The organism is Planomicrobium soli (assembly GCF_003014655.1).
Taxonomy (GTDB): Bacteria; Bacillota; Bacilli; order Bacillales_A; family Planococcaceae; genus Planococcus; species Planococcus soli_B.
Genome location: NZ_PYAT01000007.1, coordinates 40,546 through 58,644, shown reverse-complemented (window position 1 = coordinate 58,644; position 18,099 = coordinate 40,546). Strand labels below are relative to the sequence as shown.

14 protein-coding genes are annotated in these 18,099 nt (G+C 38.9%); 8 read left to right on the top strand and 6 right to left on the bottom strand.

What is annotated here, in order from left to right:
* The first annotated feature begins 3 nt into the window (after positions 1-3).
* Positions 4-795, top strand: a complete 792-nt coding sequence (locus tag B0H99_RS10420) for a BglII/BstYI family type II restriction endonuclease (RefSeq protein ID WP_106533610.1) — start codon at positions 4-6, stop codon at positions 793-795.
* A gap of 776 nt (positions 796-1,571) precedes the next feature.
* On the opposite strand, the gene B0H99_RS10415 is transcribed toward B0H99_RS10420, so the two are convergent.
* A complete protein-coding gene (locus tag B0H99_RS10415) occupies positions 1,572-1,835 on the bottom strand; it encodes a hypothetical protein (RefSeq protein WP_106533609.1) in 264 nt (87 codons plus the stop codon).
* Between the two features lie 399 nt (positions 1,836-2,234).
* Between B0H99_RS10415 and B0H99_RS10410 the strand changes: the two genes are divergently transcribed.
* From B0H99_RS10410 to B0H99_RS10400, 3 genes are all read left to right on the top strand, one after another.
* The gene (locus B0H99_RS10410; RefSeq protein WP_106533608.1) at positions 2,235-2,693 is read left to right on the top strand and encodes a very short patch repair endonuclease; all 459 of its coding nucleotides are present in this window, start codon (positions 2,235-2,237) and stop codon (positions 2,691-2,693) included.
* A gap of 106 nt (positions 2,694-2,799) precedes the next feature.
* The gene (dcm, locus tag B0H99_RS10405; RefSeq protein ID WP_106533607.1) at positions 2,800-4,062 is read left to right on the top strand and encodes a DNA (cytosine-5-)-methyltransferase; all 1,263 of its coding nucleotides are present in this window, start codon (positions 2,800-2,802) and stop codon (positions 4,060-4,062) included.
* A 153-nt stretch (positions 4,063-4,215) separates the two neighbouring features.
* Positions 4,216-4,884 carry a BglII/BstYI family type II restriction endonuclease gene (locus B0H99_RS10400; protein WP_106533606.1) on the top strand — a complete coding sequence of 223 codons (669 nt, stop codon included), beginning with the start codon at positions 4,216-4,218 and terminating at the stop codon, positions 4,882-4,884.
* Positions 4,885-4,945: 61 nt separating this feature from the next.
* Here the strand turns inward: B0H99_RS10400 and B0H99_RS10395 are convergent, their stop codons facing one another.
* The 5 genes from B0H99_RS10395 to B0H99_RS10375 form a co-directional block, all read right to left on the bottom strand.
* Positions 4,946-7,495, bottom strand: coding sequence for an SNF2-related protein (locus tag B0H99_RS10395; protein WP_106533605.1), 2,550 nt, complete (start codon positions 7,493-7,495; stop codon positions 4,946-4,948).
* Positions 7,488-8,693 (bottom strand): ParB/RepB/Spo0J family partition protein, encoded by a 1,206-nt coding sequence (locus B0H99_RS10390; RefSeq protein ID WP_106533604.1) that lies wholly within the window; start codon positions 8,691-8,693, stop codon positions 7,488-7,490. The genes B0H99_RS10395 and B0H99_RS10390 overlap by 8 nt, the downstream gene beginning before the upstream one ends.
* A 1-nt stretch (position 8,694) precedes the next feature.
* The gene (locus tag B0H99_RS10385) at positions 8,695-11,082 is read right to left on the bottom strand and encodes a hypothetical protein (RefSeq protein ID WP_106533603.1); all 2,388 of its coding nucleotides are present in this window, start codon (positions 11,080-11,082) and stop codon (positions 8,695-8,697) included.
* Between the two features lie 14 nt (positions 11,083-11,096).
* Positions 11,097-12,650, bottom strand: coding sequence for a MutH/Sau3AI family endonuclease (locus B0H99_RS10380; protein WP_106533602.1), 1,554 nt, complete (start codon positions 12,648-12,650; stop codon positions 11,097-11,099).
* 244 nt (positions 12,651-12,894) lie between these two features.
* On the bottom strand, positions 12,895-14,151 hold the full coding sequence (locus tag B0H99_RS10375; RefSeq protein ID WP_106533601.1) for a Y-family DNA polymerase: 1,257 nt from the start codon (positions 14,149-14,151) through the stop codon (positions 12,895-12,897).
* 154 nt (positions 14,152-14,305) lie between these two features.
* Between B0H99_RS10375 and B0H99_RS10370 the strand changes: the two genes are divergently transcribed.
* The 4 genes from B0H99_RS10370 to B0H99_RS10355 all read left to right on the top strand — a co-directional run bounded on the left by B0H99_RS10370 (position 14,306) and on the right by B0H99_RS10355 (position 18,023).
* The gene (locus B0H99_RS10370; protein ID WP_106533600.1) at positions 14,306-15,148 is read left to right on the top strand and encodes a ComEC/Rec2 family competence protein; all 843 of its coding nucleotides are present in this window, start codon (positions 14,306-14,308) and stop codon (positions 15,146-15,148) included.
* A 2-nt stretch (positions 15,149-15,150) separates the two neighbouring features.
* A complete protein-coding gene (locus B0H99_RS10365; RefSeq protein WP_106533765.1) occupies positions 15,151-15,372 on the top strand; it encodes a DUF3006 domain-containing protein in 222 nt (73 codons plus the stop codon).
* 385 nt (positions 15,373-15,757) lie between these two features.
* On the top strand, positions 15,758-17,350 hold the full coding sequence (locus tag B0H99_RS10360) for an ATP-binding protein (protein ID WP_106533599.1): 1,593 nt from the start codon (positions 15,758-15,760) through the stop codon (positions 17,348-17,350).
* The gene (locus B0H99_RS10355; RefSeq protein WP_106533598.1) at positions 17,343-18,023 is read left to right on the top strand and encodes a response regulator; all 681 of its coding nucleotides are present in this window, start codon (positions 17,343-17,345) and stop codon (positions 18,021-18,023) included. Before B0H99_RS10360 ends, B0H99_RS10355 begins: the two co-directional genes overlap by 8 nt.
* The last annotated feature ends 76 nt before the right edge of the window (positions 18,024-18,099 follow it).

Here is an 18,099-nt window from a genome sequence, read left to right as displayed (position 1 = left end):
GCAATGACAATGAATGCTATACAAGCTAAAACTTGGGCTTCTAGAAAATCCGGAGATTTAAAAATTGTCGAACAAGAATACTTTCGACACGCTAATGCTTTTTTAGATAATCACCCTTATATAAGAAAACAAATGGAAAATAGTCTCAATGTAACTTTGTTGAATCAAGATTTTTCGTCAAAAGAAAGGAAAACAAAAACAAGAAGTTATTATAAGAGACGTTTAAAAACACCCGCTCTTAATAAAGCTATTAGAAGAAGCTTAAAAACTTCTTTTACTGATATGAAATACGAACTAACGTTTGAAGAAGGAGTTTTCTACGATTCTTCAAAATCAGGAGGCTTTGATTTTGGATTGTATGATGTAAGTTATAACGTAACCAGTTTCTGGAATTATTGTTATGGACGCCGACCAATATTTGACGGGCCAGCAAGATGGAACAAAGAACTTGGAAAAAGAAATAGGAATGAATGGAAGCTTGCAGCCTATTCATTAAAACTTGATCCATCCAAGCTTTCTTCTGGAGAAAACCAAATACATAAAAAAAGTAAGCCTACGGTTATTGGAGAAATACAATTTGGAAATTGGGGATTAGTATACCGAGATATTCTAAAAACTATTAAAATAGAACACGCAGAGAATGTAGATTTACTGATATATGTAACCGCTGCAGGGAACTTAGCAACATATATTAGTAGTAGTACTGTGAATTTTAAATCGACAAAAAAAATTTTTGAAGATTTCCAAAATGTTTTAAGTACCCCAATTTGGCTTATTGGTGTAGATATTTGTTAATAATATAGGGCTTTTAATTTGCGTTCAAATGCACTGCAATCTTTTTGTAATGCTCTAATTATCCCTTAAGCATTTAGGCTTATTTAGGGCATTGCTCTTTTTAGAAATATCTCTTAATTTCCAATCGTCCCACTTCTAATTTCTCAAGTATATCTTTGTAGAACAACTAACAATAAAAAAATTTCTAACATTTGATAAGGAAGTACCTCCTCTTCATTACCTCTAGTGGCGCATGAGAGGCTATTTATACTCCATATAAATAGCTAAACAAACTAAACCATTTTATTTCTATGTCTTTTAACAAGTAAATTGAGCTGTGCACGTGGTCATTACACAAAACGTAAACACTTTAATTACTTATACTTCAATTAAAATCAATCAAAAGTTTAATTTGCATCCTCTTTTAGTAGCCTCCTGTAGAAAATTAACAATTATAATTAATCACGACATCATAGCCAACGGATTAATTCAATTATTCTATCTACTTCCTTCGGGAATCTTTCTCAATACGAGACAAGTCAAAAATGCCAATAAGTTCTTCAAGTGCTTCTTCGTTCATTTTTTCTTGATTATCTCCTTCTAATTTTTCATCTAATTTCTTTTTAGTTCAGCAATGTATTCTTTTAGAAAGTACGTGTCGACAATTCTTCCTTTTTTCGAATCACTTTTGTTATACAATTACGCATGAGTTTATGATAAACCCGAATTGCTGCTTACACATTTTTCTTTTTTTACTTTTTCTTCATTAATTGCACTGATGTTTTAATAGCATTATATCAACTTCTTTTCTTATATAAAGACGACATCTTGCCACTCATACCTGGATATCCATACATAGATTTGTAAAAATTGATAGAACTAAATTTCGTTAATTGTTTCTTAGCGTCTATAGTTGATATATACACCACCTTGTCCCTTACTACCGGTTCTCCAAAATACTCATAGTCAACTACATAAATAAAATCGGAATTTTTAATTTTCAATTCAGCAATCCACATTTTTGTATCAATTGTAACCCCTAGTATGACATCTGCTACCATTTGATTTCCCCTATCCCTCTTGAATTTTATATGTTTACTTTATAAATAATATACCTGAAAATGGATATCTGGTCTTCACTAAACTTTATACTTGTTGTTATAAAATACTTCTCAATATACGTTTTATATAAAAATGGTACACCAAACCGTCATTTTTAATTTAAGTTAAAACTAACTGGCCTATCACATAACCGGATGTTAATTGTACAAAGAGAAATTAAGTTCTCTTGTGGATTGATTCCTCCCTTCTTCCGATGTGTTGAGAGGGGTAATATTTAATATTCGAGTCTTTTGCTTCAATAACTTTTCACAACTGAGACTGCATTAATGCTTTCGTTAAATAAAGTTTATTTATTTATAGATAAAGGAAAATAAGTAGGTAAAAGAGGACTGATCCTTATGGCAGATATCATGTCTAAAGAGCAGCGCAGTAAAACAATGGGAGCTATAAGGGCCCAATCAAAGCTTGAAAATATATTTACTAAAAGCCTCTGGAGCCGCGGTCTAAGATTCAGGAAAAATGTGAGAAAACTGAGAGGAACACCTGACATTGTTATCCAAAAATATAAGATAGTAATCTTTGTCGATTCCTGCTTCTGGCATGGATGTCCCCTCCATTTTAAGCGCCCGAAAAGCAACCAGGAGTTTTGGGACAAAAAAATTGCCCGGAACAGGGAACGTGACAAGGAAGTGGATGAGTATTATATTGAAAAAGGTTGGAATCTGAAAAGGATATGGGAGCACGAAATCAAAGCAAACCTAGAGGCTACTGCCGATGAGACCATGGAGTTCATCAATCTCGTCAAACGGACTTCAAGGCCTTCTCAAGTCTCGGAAAAAAAGGAACCTTATTCTTAATAAAGATTTTATTTTACAAAGAAGTTGCAAATATATTACTATAGATGGTTGATCCTGCCGATGATTTTATGTATAATAGAGAAAAAGCCGAAAGGATGTTCGGTATATGGAATTTAACAATAAACTTCGCGTAGTCGAATTGTTTGCCGGAGTCGGCGGTTTTCGGCTAGGGCTACAAAAAGCAAACGAAAAACTTTTCGATATAGTTTGGGCGAATCAATGGGAGCCTTCAAGAAAAGCACAGGACGCTTTCGATTGCTATTCACGTAATTTCGATACAGGTATACATTCAAATGAAGATATAACCAAGGTGACAGATGAGACTTTCCATGACCTCCAACCGAATCTGCTTGTAGGTGGATTCCCTTGCCAGGACTATTCGGTTGCCCGGACCAAGGCTGGAGAACAAGGAATCCAAGGTAAAAAAGGTGTGCTGTTTTGGGAAATCAAGCGGGTGATTGAGCATACCCATCCAAAGTATGTCCTGTTGGAGAATGTAGATCGTCTATTGAAATCTCCTTCCTCCCAACGTGGAAGAGACTTCGCTGTAATGCTCGCTACATTCAGGGACTTGAATTACACGGTAGAGTGGCGTGTCATCAATGCCGCTGAATATGGGATGGCCCAAAGACGGCGTCGAGTGTTCATTTTTGCCTATAAGAATGGCATTTCCTTCGAGAAAAAACAATCGATACTTACTCCGGAGAATATCGTTTTCAACGAGGGATTCTTTGCGAAACCGTTCCCTGTCGAGCAGGAACCTTATAAGAATAGAGTATCTTCCGTACAATTGCCTGAAGACATCGTAAAATTATCTGATGAATTCTCTTACGGTTTCCACACTGCCGGATATATGAAACATGGGCAAGTCTTCACTTCCCACGTCACCCCTGTACTTGAAGAGCCGATTCCTTTAAAGGATATCCTCATCGACGAAGAAGCTGTACCTGAAAAGTTCTTTTTGACTGAAGCGAACATTGAAAAGTTCGCTTATCTACGCGGTCCTAAAAAGATTGAACGGACAACGGCCGATGGCCATGTCTATAATTTCTCCGAAGGTGGCATGTCCCCTACTGACGAGCTTGATAAACCGGGCAGAACCATGTTGACCAGTGAAGGATCCATCAACAGAAGCACACATATCGTCGAAGTGGAAGGAAAGAAACGATTTCTGACTCCTGTAGAGTGTGAACGATTGAATGGTTTCCCTGACAATTGGACAGCCGGCATGGCTGACCGGATGCGCTACTTCTGTATGGGCAACGCCTTGGTCGTCGATTTAATCCAACGCATGGGCGAACGCATCGAGGAAATTGAAAAGACCAATGAAATGTCCCAAGTCCAAATGGAATTATCTGTTTTTAGTTAAGCTGACACTCTAAGTGTCAGCTTTTTCTTTCCCCCTTAATTTGTTACCATAGGTTCAGTTGTAGAAAAAATTTCTTTATAATAAAAAAAATTGATTTTACTAAAATAAACTGTAAGTTCAAGAAGATTTAAAGAAAATAGAAAGGAAGTTTTTATGGAATTTGACGTCCATTCACATAGACATGGTTTGACCATTATGAAAAACGACACTGCTTGCACCTCTTTATGGAACGAGATAGAAGAAATAATAAAGAGCATAACTGAGGAAGATATAATTAAAATACATACACTTTCCTACCAACATAGAAATAAAAGCATTTCCTCTGCTTTGAACGTATTATTCAAGGAACGCTTCATTTTAAAAGGATGGGCTTCGGAAAGCTATATATTCAACGATTCAAAGTACATTAATAGAGCTTGGCGATTGGATTTCGCCAAAGAAAATGTTTCGTTGGAAGTGGGTTTTAACCACAGTGGAACTATCGCTTGGAATTTGATGAAACCAGTTATAGCTAGTGAGTTAAATCATGTTCAAAAAGCTATTCAGACTAAAATTGGGATAATCATCTCAGCCACTCAAGAACTTAAGATGGCTGGAGGTTTTGACAGCGCTATAGGTACATATGAACAATATATTGACCACTTGAACCCTTTGAGGGTCCAGCTTACAACTCCGCTGGTTATTATAGGACTTAGAAAACCTAAGGATTTTTTCATTAAATTATATAGGATAAAAGACAAAACTTTAGGGAAAGTACATATAAAACCGAGTAAACTTAAATTGAAACTTCACCTTAAAAATGGCTATCATCTAAAAAAATAAAGAACAGGAAGCCAAATGCTTCCCGTTCTTTATTTTTCTTTAAATATTTTCAGTTTGTATATTATAACTTAAATAGTGAAAGAATATCTTCTTCGTCGCTTCTCGGCTCTGGTGATAGAACATCACCTTCAATTGCCTCCAGCATTCGTTGTTCTTTTTCCTTTAAACGAGTATAAATTTTTTCATCAATTGTATTTCTTTGGTCGTGTCCACTTTCTAACATTAGATAGTAATACTGAGTATACTGATCACCTGTCAGGCCTAAGCGATGGATGCGGTCTCTTGATTGGAGCATATGAGTGAGATTAAAAGAGTATTCCAGATATATAGCATCGTGGCATGTTTTGTGCAGAGAAACGGATTCCGCAAGAGTATGCGGATTTGTAATCAATACTTCTATCTCTTCTCTTTTAAAGCTTTGAATAATCTCATCACGCTCTTGCTGAGGTGTACTTCCATAGATTACAGCAACACTTATTCCTCTTGCACTTAAATCACGATGCAGTTTATCAATAGTATTTACAAAAATACACCATATTATAGCTTGTTTACTATTATTGACTAAACTAGTCGCAAGCTCGACTGCTTGTTGATACTTATTTGTTGTTGAAACTTTTCGAATCAAATTAATTTCATCTTCCGAAAATCTTACAACATCTCCACCAAATTGGTTGTACCAATCCGAATCATCTTCTTCTCCATAAATCTCTATTGCATCTATCGATTTCATTAGTAACTCTGGATTTGTAGAAGCTTGTATAAGACGGATGTAAAGATGGAAAGGTGACCTTCCATATTTTTGATATAATAAATCAATTATCGCTTGTTCATTTTCGTTCATATTCAGTTTAATTATTCGGTCTGAATTGGCATCCGGTACTTGCAGCTGCTTTTTCGTCGTTCTCCAAAAGAATGGATATAACTTTTCATTTATCTCTTGAATTTCTGAAGAAGTTGGGTTCTTTAATGAATTCGGTTGAAAATTAAAGAACATTTTATATTCTTCGGCATAGAGTATATTTAAGAAATTGTAAATATCTTGATACGTGTTTGGTATAGGTGTCCCAGTTAGGACAAATTTGAAAGAGGGCTTTTCAGATATCCGCTTCGCCACTTCTGCACGTTTGCTTTTTAGTCCCTTAACTTTATGCACCTCATCAAACACTAATATTGTTCGATCATCTAAAATTTCTCTCAATGCCGATTCATATTTCGGTAAGGATTCATAATTGATAAGAATCAAATTCTTACTGGCACTATTTATCCTTAATTGCACTTCCGCCCCTTCCTCTTCATGGATATCAAGAACTTTTAAAGTTTTCTTGTCCCCAAAATTCTCTTGGAACTCCAATTTCCATGACAAAAAGGAATTTTTAGGGCCAATCATGATTATTTTATCTACACGGTTTATTTCAGAAGAATTGAGATATGCAAATAAGCCGTAAATCATGGAAGTTTTTCCAGAACCCGGTACTGAGAAGTTTGCACTTTTCTTCATTTGATGCATGTAAAAAGCGCTCCACATTTGCTGCTCTCTCAACGGACGTTTCAACTCTTGCATGACAATCGATTCAAACTTTTTGAAATCGCTTATAATCTTAGGGTCTTTGTTTTTTATGAATAACCCATAATGAGAGCGTTCTTCAATCCAGTACTGCTGCTTATCAATATAATCCAAAAGTTTTTTACTTACCACAAACCTGAAGCTTTTTTTTGCCGAATAATCATTGAAGATGGTAATAATTCTTCTAATGTCGATATAAGTTAAATCATTACGGAAATTTGGAAACCCGCCGTCAAAATAACTCTTTAATTTTTTTGCTATAGCAAAGTCTTTTGGATTTATTTCGTATGAGACCAAATTATCCTGAAGGACAAGATTGTCCTCTTCCAGAGTTAATATCAAGCAATCTTCTTCAAGCATCTCCACATCCAAAATAAGCCTCCCTTTGTCATATTGAATAATTTTTCGTTTTATGATTTCATCAATTTCTTTTATGAAAACATTTAAACCTTGAGCTTTATTATTCCATAATTTTTCAAATTCATCCTTAGCTTGAAATATCTTTTGCTGATCGAAGGCGGACGATAGCCATGAGGTAGTTAAATCAAATGATTCATAGTTGTGATTTATAGCAGCTTGGGTTTCGTTATTAGAACCAGTGAAGTAAATCAAATTCTGGTCAGCATCTTCACAGACTCCGAATTTGGAGTGGAATAAGCCTCCTTTCTTGAAGCCGATTTTAATATCTACATACCCAGTAGCAATAAGATGAGCTAAATTATAGAAGTTCTTCTTTTCTTCCGGCAAAAGTTCTTCATTTAGTTTTTTCGATAGATTGCTTATTAGCTTCTCACGTAAATCATATCCATTCTTGATTAGCTCAAAATCGCTTTCACTAATTTCTTCTGAAATGATAAGCCGAAAACGACCATTATTTTTCACAAGCCCCTCAAGACCCTTTGAATATGCAGCAAAAGCCTTCGAACTAAAATACCCACTTACCCGGTCATACTTCACCGCCATTGATAAAACTGGATTATAGAATTCTTCAGTAATATCGGAAGTCGTGGTGTAGTAAGTCGACTTCAAGAGAAGTTCATTAAACATTCAACTTCCGACCAAACATATTAATCGATTCCTCAATTTTATTCAAAACATCTTCAAATTCCTGTTTATTTTCTTCATCCATCCGTCCCACTATCTCTGCATCGATCGCATCCAAAGCAACTAATGCTTTATTCAACAGCTCCACTGGTTTGCTTCTGGCATTTTCTAATCTGTTGGCATCAATTTTCTTTTCAATTGTCTTGCTGCTTTTTTCTTTCAATTCCTTATTAGTTGAGATTTTTTCATTTATAGTTTTAAGTTCCACTTCTTCCTCTTCCTGAAAAGTCTCGTATACTTTTTCAACGATTTCTTCATACTCTTCTAAAAAATCGTCTATATTTCTAGTGTTTATAATATTCTTGCCGATATCCCGTATATAACGTGTCAGGTCTCCGCCTTGAGACGTCAGCAAAGCTGTAAATAGTGCGCTTTTTGTGTCTTCCCGCTTCTCTTCATCAACACGGTTCACAATAGCTAAAATCTCTTGTAATGGGCCGTCTAAATTCATTTCACGCGCAATATAGTATTTGCCACTTGCATCGATAAAATCCAAAAACTCAACCATCAAAGTGGCCTTCTTCAACAATTTCTCAATATCGTTTTTCTTTTCATTCACATTAGTTGCATATTCTTGTACGGTAAATGTTTTTTCAAGCACCAAATCTCTGTAAATGTCTACCAAATTGTCTATGGGATTGTAATCTACTGGTTGCTCTTCAGCGTGCTGCAGATTCAGTTCCAGCCTTTTTATATCTTTAGGGGATATACCACTGTCTGTATCCAGAATCACAGCTTCAAAATAGTAATCTCCACCTTCTTCAGCTAATTCACGTAAGCATGTAAAGCGACGATTGCCATCTATGATTCTTCCATTTTTCAATACAACTCCTGCTACACGTTGACCAAACAATTTAATATTTGCCTTTGTTTTTTTCAATGCATTTTCGTTCGAATCTTTTATGAAGTTGTGTAGAATTTCGTTGTAAGTTTCCTTGTCTTCAAGGTTTAAATCTTTATTTTCGGCAATATGCTTACTAATCCATGTCGCTATACGTCCGTTTTGATCATTATAAAATAGATAGTTTAACGGTATGCGGTATACCTCGTAATTTTTTGTCGCACCCTTAATTGTCAATTTTCTTGTACCAGTGGTTTTTGCTATATCCTTCCCAATCAAATCTAATAAATTTATTGTCATCTTAAAAGACCTCCTCGTAAAAATTCTCTTTGTTTAAATACAATTTCCTTAGTTCCTCGGAATAAAAGATGCCGGTTTCTCTAAGCAAGTATAGTAATTTATATTCTTCCATCTCAATGCCAAATTCATCTTTTAAATATTCCTGTAGTTTATCTACAGATATGACTTCCATCTTTTTGACTTGTTCTGCCAGGAACATCCTAAGAGTGATGATTTCATCGGTGAATTTAAAAATATATCCTGAAGCCGTTCTAATCGAATTAATGCCGTTAAAAGACCATACTATGCGTTCATAGAAAATCTCAGAGAAACCTAATTCTTCCAGGTAATGACTGAATCCAGCTTTCTTCAATGAATGTAAGGTAAAGTATGATTTTCCATTTATAAACTCTGACAAAAAGTCCCTAAAATTAAGGAAATCAGTTTTTGTTATTCCAGCTTCCGCTAATTTTTTTTCAGTGATATACATGTCCTCTTCTATCTTCACTAGCCTGAAATCCTTTTCAGCATCATATATTACTTTTTTGAAAACGGATGATTCGTAAATCGGTAGTTTTCTTTTAATGAAGTAGTCTAAAGAAGATATCATTTCAATAAAATATCTTTCAACGCTTCCATATTCACTTTTTAAAACATAGTTTCCTCTTAAGGAATATTCCACTTTGAACAAGTTCATGTTGTTCAGAAATTTCTCTCCAAAGTCTTTGTCAATCGACTGTCCAATTCTTTCCACTTCGTCTACAGTATAGATCGACTTTGCCATAAGTGATTTTAAACATTCCAACTCCTTAGAGCCTAAGAGCATATAGTCTACTTTCAGGACATTGTCATGAATGTATTCATTTAAGTTACTTATAATATAACTAGTCAAAGAATCTTGTCTTAAACCATATACCTCTTCGACGTATTCAGCGAAGTCTCGAATATGGATAGGAGCTTGTTCATGAATCAGTTTAAGTAAAAACTTACTTTTATCGATTTCTCCTATGGAGAACTCAGGCATTCTCGTATAAATAAGTTCGTCAGACTGAATTAACCGTCTGTAGAGATTATGTAGTTCATATTCTGTTTTTATATCTATCTCTACCATGATTTCAGGATTTTCTTTGAATAGTTTTCTCATACTATAAATCCCGTCCTCCAATGGAATGATACTCTTTAACGTTGACAAGACATTTTCATCGATCAAATCATAGTCATAGTAACGATAAGTATTACCCTTACCCTTTAGAAGCAACTGACATCTATCGCTTAACCCTCTTATTGATTCCGGATTCACCAAGAGAGGCAGGGGTAAATTATGTTCTTCTATATAAGCATTGTATTTAGGAAAAATTTCTGTATCTGTGACTGGATTTACTGCATATTCATATATGACTTCATTGAAAATTGTTGATTTTGAAATCCCCTCTACAACTCCTTCTTTATTCAAATAAGAGTCGTACTGTCTTAATATTAGTTTCTGTTGAGTTTTGTTGAAAATTGAAGCAGTGACATCCGATAGAACGGATTGATTGCCTTTTTGATATTTACAACTCAAATAATTATAAGTTTCGAGAGGCTCATTGAATAATTTGCAGAACAAATCCAAATCCATATTATATTTCTTAAAAATCATGGAATATCTTTTATCCTCTTCAAATTCCGGCATTTTTTTTATTACTCTAATTTCAATATTCCGAATTCCTTGTCTTGAGTAACCATATTCCACAGACAATTCATATAACGTTTTTCCTTCAAGTCTTCCCATAAATACTTCTTTATCTTTAAAGTCACCCTTTAGATAGTCACTCAGAGTAGGATATTTTTTACGGATTCCCGATTCGCACTGGTGTATCCATTCCACTTGCAAAAGCGCCTCGACAGTAGCCTTCAGTTCGTCTCCCTCTAATTTAAACTCTCTTTTTATAATCTCTTGAAGGTTTTCAAAAGAAATCAATTCGTCTATCGAGAACTTTGAAAGAAACTGATTCACATAATCCCTAATTTCCGAAAATGGCGTTCTTCCTTTATTTTTTTCTACTGTCTCATACGATTTCATAATTTTTTGAAACGTCTTTTCCCTATTTCCTTCCTTCATCTCAATGAATCTTTCAGCCGTAAGCCCACTTAAATCCTCATATGAAATATTCAAACCTATCATGTTTTGTATTACTCTTTCAGTTAAGCCTTCATGAGTAAGCTGATAAAGATTATTTTTTATTTCTTTTTCAGTTAATAGAGGAAGAATATTTTTTATATCATTTACTAATTTTGGTTTTCTATGTCCCAATATAATTACAGTATCGCTATAATTGAAAAAATCATTAAGACTAAATCCATCTCTATTCAAAATCCTTACAACATTTAGTGAGATTCCATGATTACAAAGAACATACAAGTCATACATGCTATCACCTTTTCTTATCTGCCATAAATATTAGTATAAAAAGTTTCTTTGTCCCTAAAGAGCCTCTCCATTTCATTCGAATAAAAATAATTTGAAGACTTCATTAGTTTAATCGCATGCTCATAATTCATTTTTATATTACACTTTGAAAAAACATTTGATATGAAGCTATCAACACTAATTACATCACGTCCTTCTAATATAAAAGATATGAAATCGTTTATATCTATACTTCGTTTCGACTTTGTAAAGACAACCGTATTAGCGATTTTTAAAAACTTTAGCCGTCCTGGGCGTTTTAATATCGCTTCATAGAAAATGTTATCAAAACCATACTCCTCTAAAACGTGCTCAAATCCTCCATTTGATAATGTAGTTAGAGTAAAGAAAGTATTTGGATTAACGAAATTTTCGACAGCTTCTTTGTAAGATAGAAGAGTATCCTTTTCTAACCCATCTCTTTCAAAATTTTTATTAGTGATATATATACTATCCTCCACTTTCAATAGTTTATAGGCATTTTCAAAGTTTTCGATTTTACGCTTAACATAGCCAGATTTAAAAATCATGTTGTCCGGCACTTTAAAGTAACTATCTTCAAAAATAAGATTATCTAGATAGGAGTCTATATTTTCAACTTCGTTAGACAGAATAAAAAGGCTCTCAATTGTAAATTGTATTTTCGAGAGGTTCTTCGTATTTATATGCGTTTCTTCAAAGCCAGATATGGTTTGTTTTGCTATCTCCAAAAATTCCTGAACTGTATATGCTTTTTGAGTCAGTTTGTTTCTTAAAAATTCAAGTTCTTCAATAGGTAGTTCTTTATAAGTACACCCTTTTTTCTTTTCCTTACGATTAAGTGCCGGCATATCTTTTAAAATTTCGCCAATATAACTACCGTTAATCCAATAAGCTTGCTTAGTGATCAAATGGCCTGATGGTAATTCAACTTTATCATTTGCATCTTTTGCTTTAGGACGAAGATGGACAATTCGATTATCTGATATACCTGGCAAATTATTCTTAATAACGCTTCCTTTACCAATTTTGACTTCTTCTATCTTTACGCCCTCATTCACTATACCTTTAGTCTTTTCCCACATTTCTTTCACTTCGGTATTAAGAGCGGCAACTGGCATCTTCCAAAACTTAGCACCTCTGAAAATAAGAATATTAGAGTTATCAGTTTGTTTTTGATATTGAAAAACTAGAAATAAAAAAAGCGTCTTATTCAATTTCTCCCTTAGAAAACTTGTTTCCCATTTTTCTGTTGAAAGTTTTAAAAAGTCTACTTGCTCAAAGGACATGGATTCTTTAGGTTTTCCACTTTCCTCTAAACGCACCGTTTTTATTGAAAATTTCATCGGCTTTACTACTTCTACTAAAGATGGCTTAGTTACTTCTACATGTTCTAACATTTTATTCAATAAGGTCACGATAGATAATTTTGAAGAGATTAGATCCGGGTTTATTCCAACTTCAAATGCTATTTCCTCAAAAGACATACCCATAAAATTATTCAATTTACTTTTAACTTCTAAAAGAAACTTTTCTTCTACCAGTTCCATAGATTCGTCTCCCCTCCAAAAAGTTTAAATAATCAGAATAATAACTTGAATCTAAAAAAACTATTAACTTTATATTATCAAAAGTACCTACCAAATGATATATTTAATAAGAAATATTTTCCACTGTCTAGTATTTTTTAATAAGTCTAAAGACGTAATAACAGTTATTAATCAATTTTATATTTTCACTCTTGAGCAGGCATATTTTTTTCTCTCTTCTTGATTTTTATATAATACTTAACTATTACTTTTGGTGACCTCCGATTAAATGTGTCCGTGCAATCGCCGTTCCCGCCTCAGTTCCGGACACTGCGCGGTAAACCGCCGAATAGCCGTACTTTTCCCGTATGGAATCCATGGCGGCGCCCACTTTCCGCTTCTCCCACTTCCGTGCCTCGAACAAGCTCAGCTGCATGCTCGACTCGTCCTCCAGGTTCGTGATGGAGAGGGAAACCTGCCGGACCGGCTTGTCCTGGTGGAACTTCTGGAAAAGTTCCTGGCAGACTTTATAGATTTTCATCGTCTCATTGGTCGCTTCGTCAATCGACTGGGAGCGGGAGAATCCGCCGCCGAAAGCGGTCTTGCTGTAGCCGATTGACAGGTGGATTGTCCGTCCGGCCTTCCGTGCCACACGGGCCCGCATGGCGACATCCTCACACATCTCGAGAATGATCGTCATGATTTCCGCCTCTTCGACGTAATCCCGGTAGAGGATCTGCCCTTTCCCGTAGCTGACCTGCCCCTCAAGCAGCAACGCGCCCAGTTGGGAGAAGTCGATACCGTGCGCGTGCTGGTAGAGCTGATGCCCCAGAATGCCGAACCGGTCCTCGAGTACGGACAGCTCCGCCTGTGCCAAGTCCCCCACCGAGAAGATGCCCATGCCGTTTAACGTCCGCTCCGTCCGTGAACCGATGCCCCACATCTTACTCAGCGGTGCCACTGGCCACAGTTTCTTAGGCACGTCCTCGTGCGTCCATTCGGCAAATCCTGTCTTCTTCGCCTCCAAGTCCAACGCCAGCTTCGCCAGCAACATATTCGGCCCCAAGCCGACAGCCGAAGGCAGGCCGAATTGCCAGATGAGCGCGTCCTGGATATGGCGGACGACCGTTTCCGGCTTCCCCCACAGCGCTTCGACATGCGTGAGGTCAATGAAGCTCTCGTCCACGCTGTAGACGTGCACTGACTCCTTCGGCACGAACTCCATGAGTAGCTCCGTGATTGCCAGCGACACCCGCAGAAAGAACCCCATCTTCGGTTCAACTAGGAGGATGCGCGAATCGTCCGGAATTTCGAACAGCCGGGTGCCGGTCTTCACGCTGAAATCCTTCTTCATGCGGGGCGAGGCCGCCAGCACGACGCTCCCCTTCCGGTCCTGGTTTCCAACGACGGCGATATATGCTTGCAGCGGATCAAGCCCCTTCTCCACCGCTGCACAGCTGGCATAGAAGCTGCGCATGTCGATGCAGGCAATGGTGCGGTTTGGCACGGTTTGAGTTCCCATCTTCACGCCCCCTTATACGAACATCAGTTCTTATTCTATACCTCAATTTTCAGCTGGACAATCCTTTTTTCCGATAAGAAAATTTCTATTGCTGTCTGCTTAGGCATCGCTTATGATGAAGTTGTTAAAAACTTACAGGAAAGAAGGAGAACCCTTGAAAAAACCCATCCATATCATTCTATCCCTGCTCCTCCTCATTACTGCCTTTGGATTCCCTGCCACTTCCATAGCTGCCACTAAGCCGATGAAGGTGCATTTCATCAACGTCGGCCAAGGCGACGCCACCTACATCAAGATGCCGGGCGGCGAAGATGTGTTGATTGACGGCGGCCGTCAAGGACAAGGCGATGAAATCGTCGCTTACTTGAAAAAGCAGAAAGTGGATGACATCGAGATTCTGATCTCCACGCATCCGGATGCCGATCATCTCGGCGGACTGGACGAAGTCCTGAAAGCCTTCAAAGTGGAGTCCGTCTACGCACCGAAAGTGGCGCATACAACGGATGCCTACAAGAATTTTCTGAATGCCGTCAAAGCGGAGAAATTGACCATCAAGTCGGCGAAAGCCGGCGTCAAGCTGCCCCTTAAAGGGGTTACGGCGAAATTCGTTGGGCCGACACGGGACTACGGCAAAAGCGACCTGAACAACTGGAGTGCGGTCCTGCATGTCACCTACAATCAGAACAAATTCCTGTTCACCGGGGATGCCGAGAAGGCTTCGGAATCCGATATGGTAAAAGCAAAACAGACGCTGCAGGCGGATGTCTTGAAAGTCGGCCATCACGGGGCAAAAACGTCTTCCAATACCGATTTCCTGAAGGTTGTGAAGCCGAAACATGCCGTCATCAGCGTCGGAAAGAATGCCTACGGCCACCCGACGAAGGACGTGCTGAACCGCTTCAAGACAGCGAAGGCGACCGTCTACCGCACGGATCAGAAGGGCAACATTGTCTTCACGTCAACGGGCACGAAAATTACTGTGGCGACATCCAGATGACCATGGAAAAGATAAGGGGAATCATCGACCGTTTTGAAGGGGAACTCGCCGTAGTGGAAATTGAAGGAGTTACCAAGGATTTCGACAAGAGCATCTTTCCTGAGTCCGCTGAACCTGGTGACTTTGTAGAAATTGAAGGGGATATTGTAACAATTTTAGAAGATGAAACCGAGAAGCGGAGAAAAGAAATCCAGGATTTAATGGATGAACTCTGGGAAGATTAACATCTTCATAGATTTTGATATTCAAGAACACATACTAAGAAAAAGATAGTAATTCTAAAACTGTATTCCGAGTGATGGGCACTTTTACAAAAGTGACTTCATTCGGTTTTTATTCTGTTTTAGTTCTCCTAATACTGAAAGATAACTGTTAGAACAGGAAATTTTACATGAAGTATATTTAATTTAATAATCATTAACTTAGACATTTTTAAAACTAATGTTAATACAATGGTAAGAGTAATACTGGCTGCCTTAGTCTTTACTGCCAAAAGCTTTCTACAGTTTTTTTACCATTCCCCAAAAACACAATTGTGTTCCCTCCCCTCATCCATTACACTTCTTCTTAAGCTAGATGCTAAACATTACAGAAACGAGTGATCTCCTTATGCCGTTGCAGCGCAGAATCTTCCTATACGGGGCACTTTTCATTTCCGCCATCATGGTGCTTGCAGGCCTTTCTTTTTATATGACCATATCGGGAGCGATCGAGAAACAAGTCGGGACACGCGCCTTGGACATTGCGGAAACCACGGCCGCACGCCAGGACATCCGGAAGGCGTTCGAATTGCCGAACCCTTCTGCCGCCCTTCAGCCGCTTGCGGAAAAAATCCGGATCCAGACCGGTGCGGAATATGTGGTCATCGGCAACAAAGACGGAATACGCTATGCCCATCCGCGGGAAGAGCAGATCGGCAAAAAGATGGTCGGGGATGACAACCAGCGAGCCCTGGTGAACGGTGAAGTCTATGTTTCTGAAGCAACCGGCACTCTCGGGCCTGCGCTCCGCGGCAAAGCGCCGATATACGACAGTGCCGGCAATATCATCGGCATTATTTCCGTCGGCTTTCTGAAAACGAGCATGACTTCAACGTTCCTTGACTATGCAGATTCAATTATCGGCATCGTCATTATTGCAATCGCAATCGGCACCATCGGTTCCATGGTTCTTGCCCGCAACATCAAAAAAACCTTGTTCGGCTTGGAACCGGCGGAAATCGCCAGTTTGTATACAGAGCGCAACGCGCTGATCGAATCCGTCCGGGAAGGCATCATCATGGTGAACAAGCAGGGCGAGATCACCATGGCCAACGCTTCGGCTTATGAAGCCCTGTCTTTTCCAGAAGATAAGCAGCTAGTTGGCAGATCCATCGAGGATATCGTGCCCAATACACAGCTGCCGCAGGTTTTGGAGACAGGCGAATCCCAGCTGGACCGCCCCATGACCATTCGGGGCAAAAAAACGATCGTCAACCGGATACCGATCCGCTATGAAGATCGAATCATCGGGGCTGTTTCCAGTTTCCGTCTTCAATCCGATATTGAAGGGCTGCGCAACGAGCTGTCGCAAGTGCGCCAGTATGCAGATGCGCTGCGGGCACAGACCCATGAACACAACAATCTGCTTTACACTATTTCCGGCCTCATCCAGCTTCAGTCCCTCGAAGAAGCGATGGAGCTTATCCATGATGAAACCGAAGAACAGCAGTCGCTCGTGCACTTTATCACGAAGCGGGTGCATGATCCGCTTATTGGCGGCATCATCATCGGGCTCTTCAACCGGGCCCGCGAATTGAAAGTGAAATTTTTGCTCGACGGGGAAAGCTTGCTGGAGCAGCTTCCTCCCCATTTCGAAAAAAGCCTGTTTATCTCCATACTCGGCAACCTGGTGACAAATGCGTTCGAAGCGGTTGAGCACCTGCCTGAAGACCAGCGCATGGTCCGGCTGCTTCTTTCCAATAACGGCTATGAACTGTTGATCGAAGTCGAAGATTCGGGGGAAGGCCTGGATCCCGCCATTTTTGCGCATCTTTTCAAAGAACGGGTATCGACTAAAGAAGGCGGAGACCGGGGATACGGCTTGATCAAAGTAGATGAAAATGTCCGGGAACTGAACGGCAGCATCGCCATGGAATCAGGCGACCTGGGCGGAGCGTTATTTATCATTTCCATTACGATTGGAGGAAACGAACATGATTGAAGTTCTTATTATTGAAGACGATAAGCGGATTGCCGATATTCACAAGCGCTTTATAGAAAAAATCGAAGGATTTCAAGTGGTGGGTTCCGCGAACACCGGAGCGGAGGCACAGGACTGGATTCAAACCTTGAAGCCTCAGCTGATCTTGCTGGATGTTTATCTGCCGGATGTCAAAGGGACGGAATTGCTTTCTTATATCCAACAGGAAAGCCCGGACTCCGATATTATTTTCATCACGGCTGCTTCAGAAACGGATATTGTCAAAAAAGCCTTTAAAGGAGGCGTCATCGATTACATCCTGAAGCCTTTGACATTCGACCGCTTCAGGGAGAGCCTTCTGTCGTACCGGCAAAAGAGGAATTCTCTGGACACCCAAGGTTCTTTGACCGAGGAATCCATCCAGCTGCTGTGGAACAAGAACCGGCCGACCGCCTCCACAGAACCGATTCTGACGCCAAAAGGAATCGATCCCAGCACGATGGCAAGAATAAAGGAAAAATTGGCCGACTGCGGCACCGGCATGACGGCCGAGGAGATGGGAGCGGCGTGCGGGATGAGCCGGTCCACGGCCCGGCGCTATCTGGAACACCTCGTTACCGAACAGCTCGCTTCCGCTGAACTGCTTTACGGGACAATCGGCCGGCCGGAAAGGCGTTATTTTTCCCGCCCGTGAACTTTATGAACAATATTAATAGTTTGGACATTATCCCCCTTATGCCCAGAAACATTGAAATGAATAAAAGTTCTGA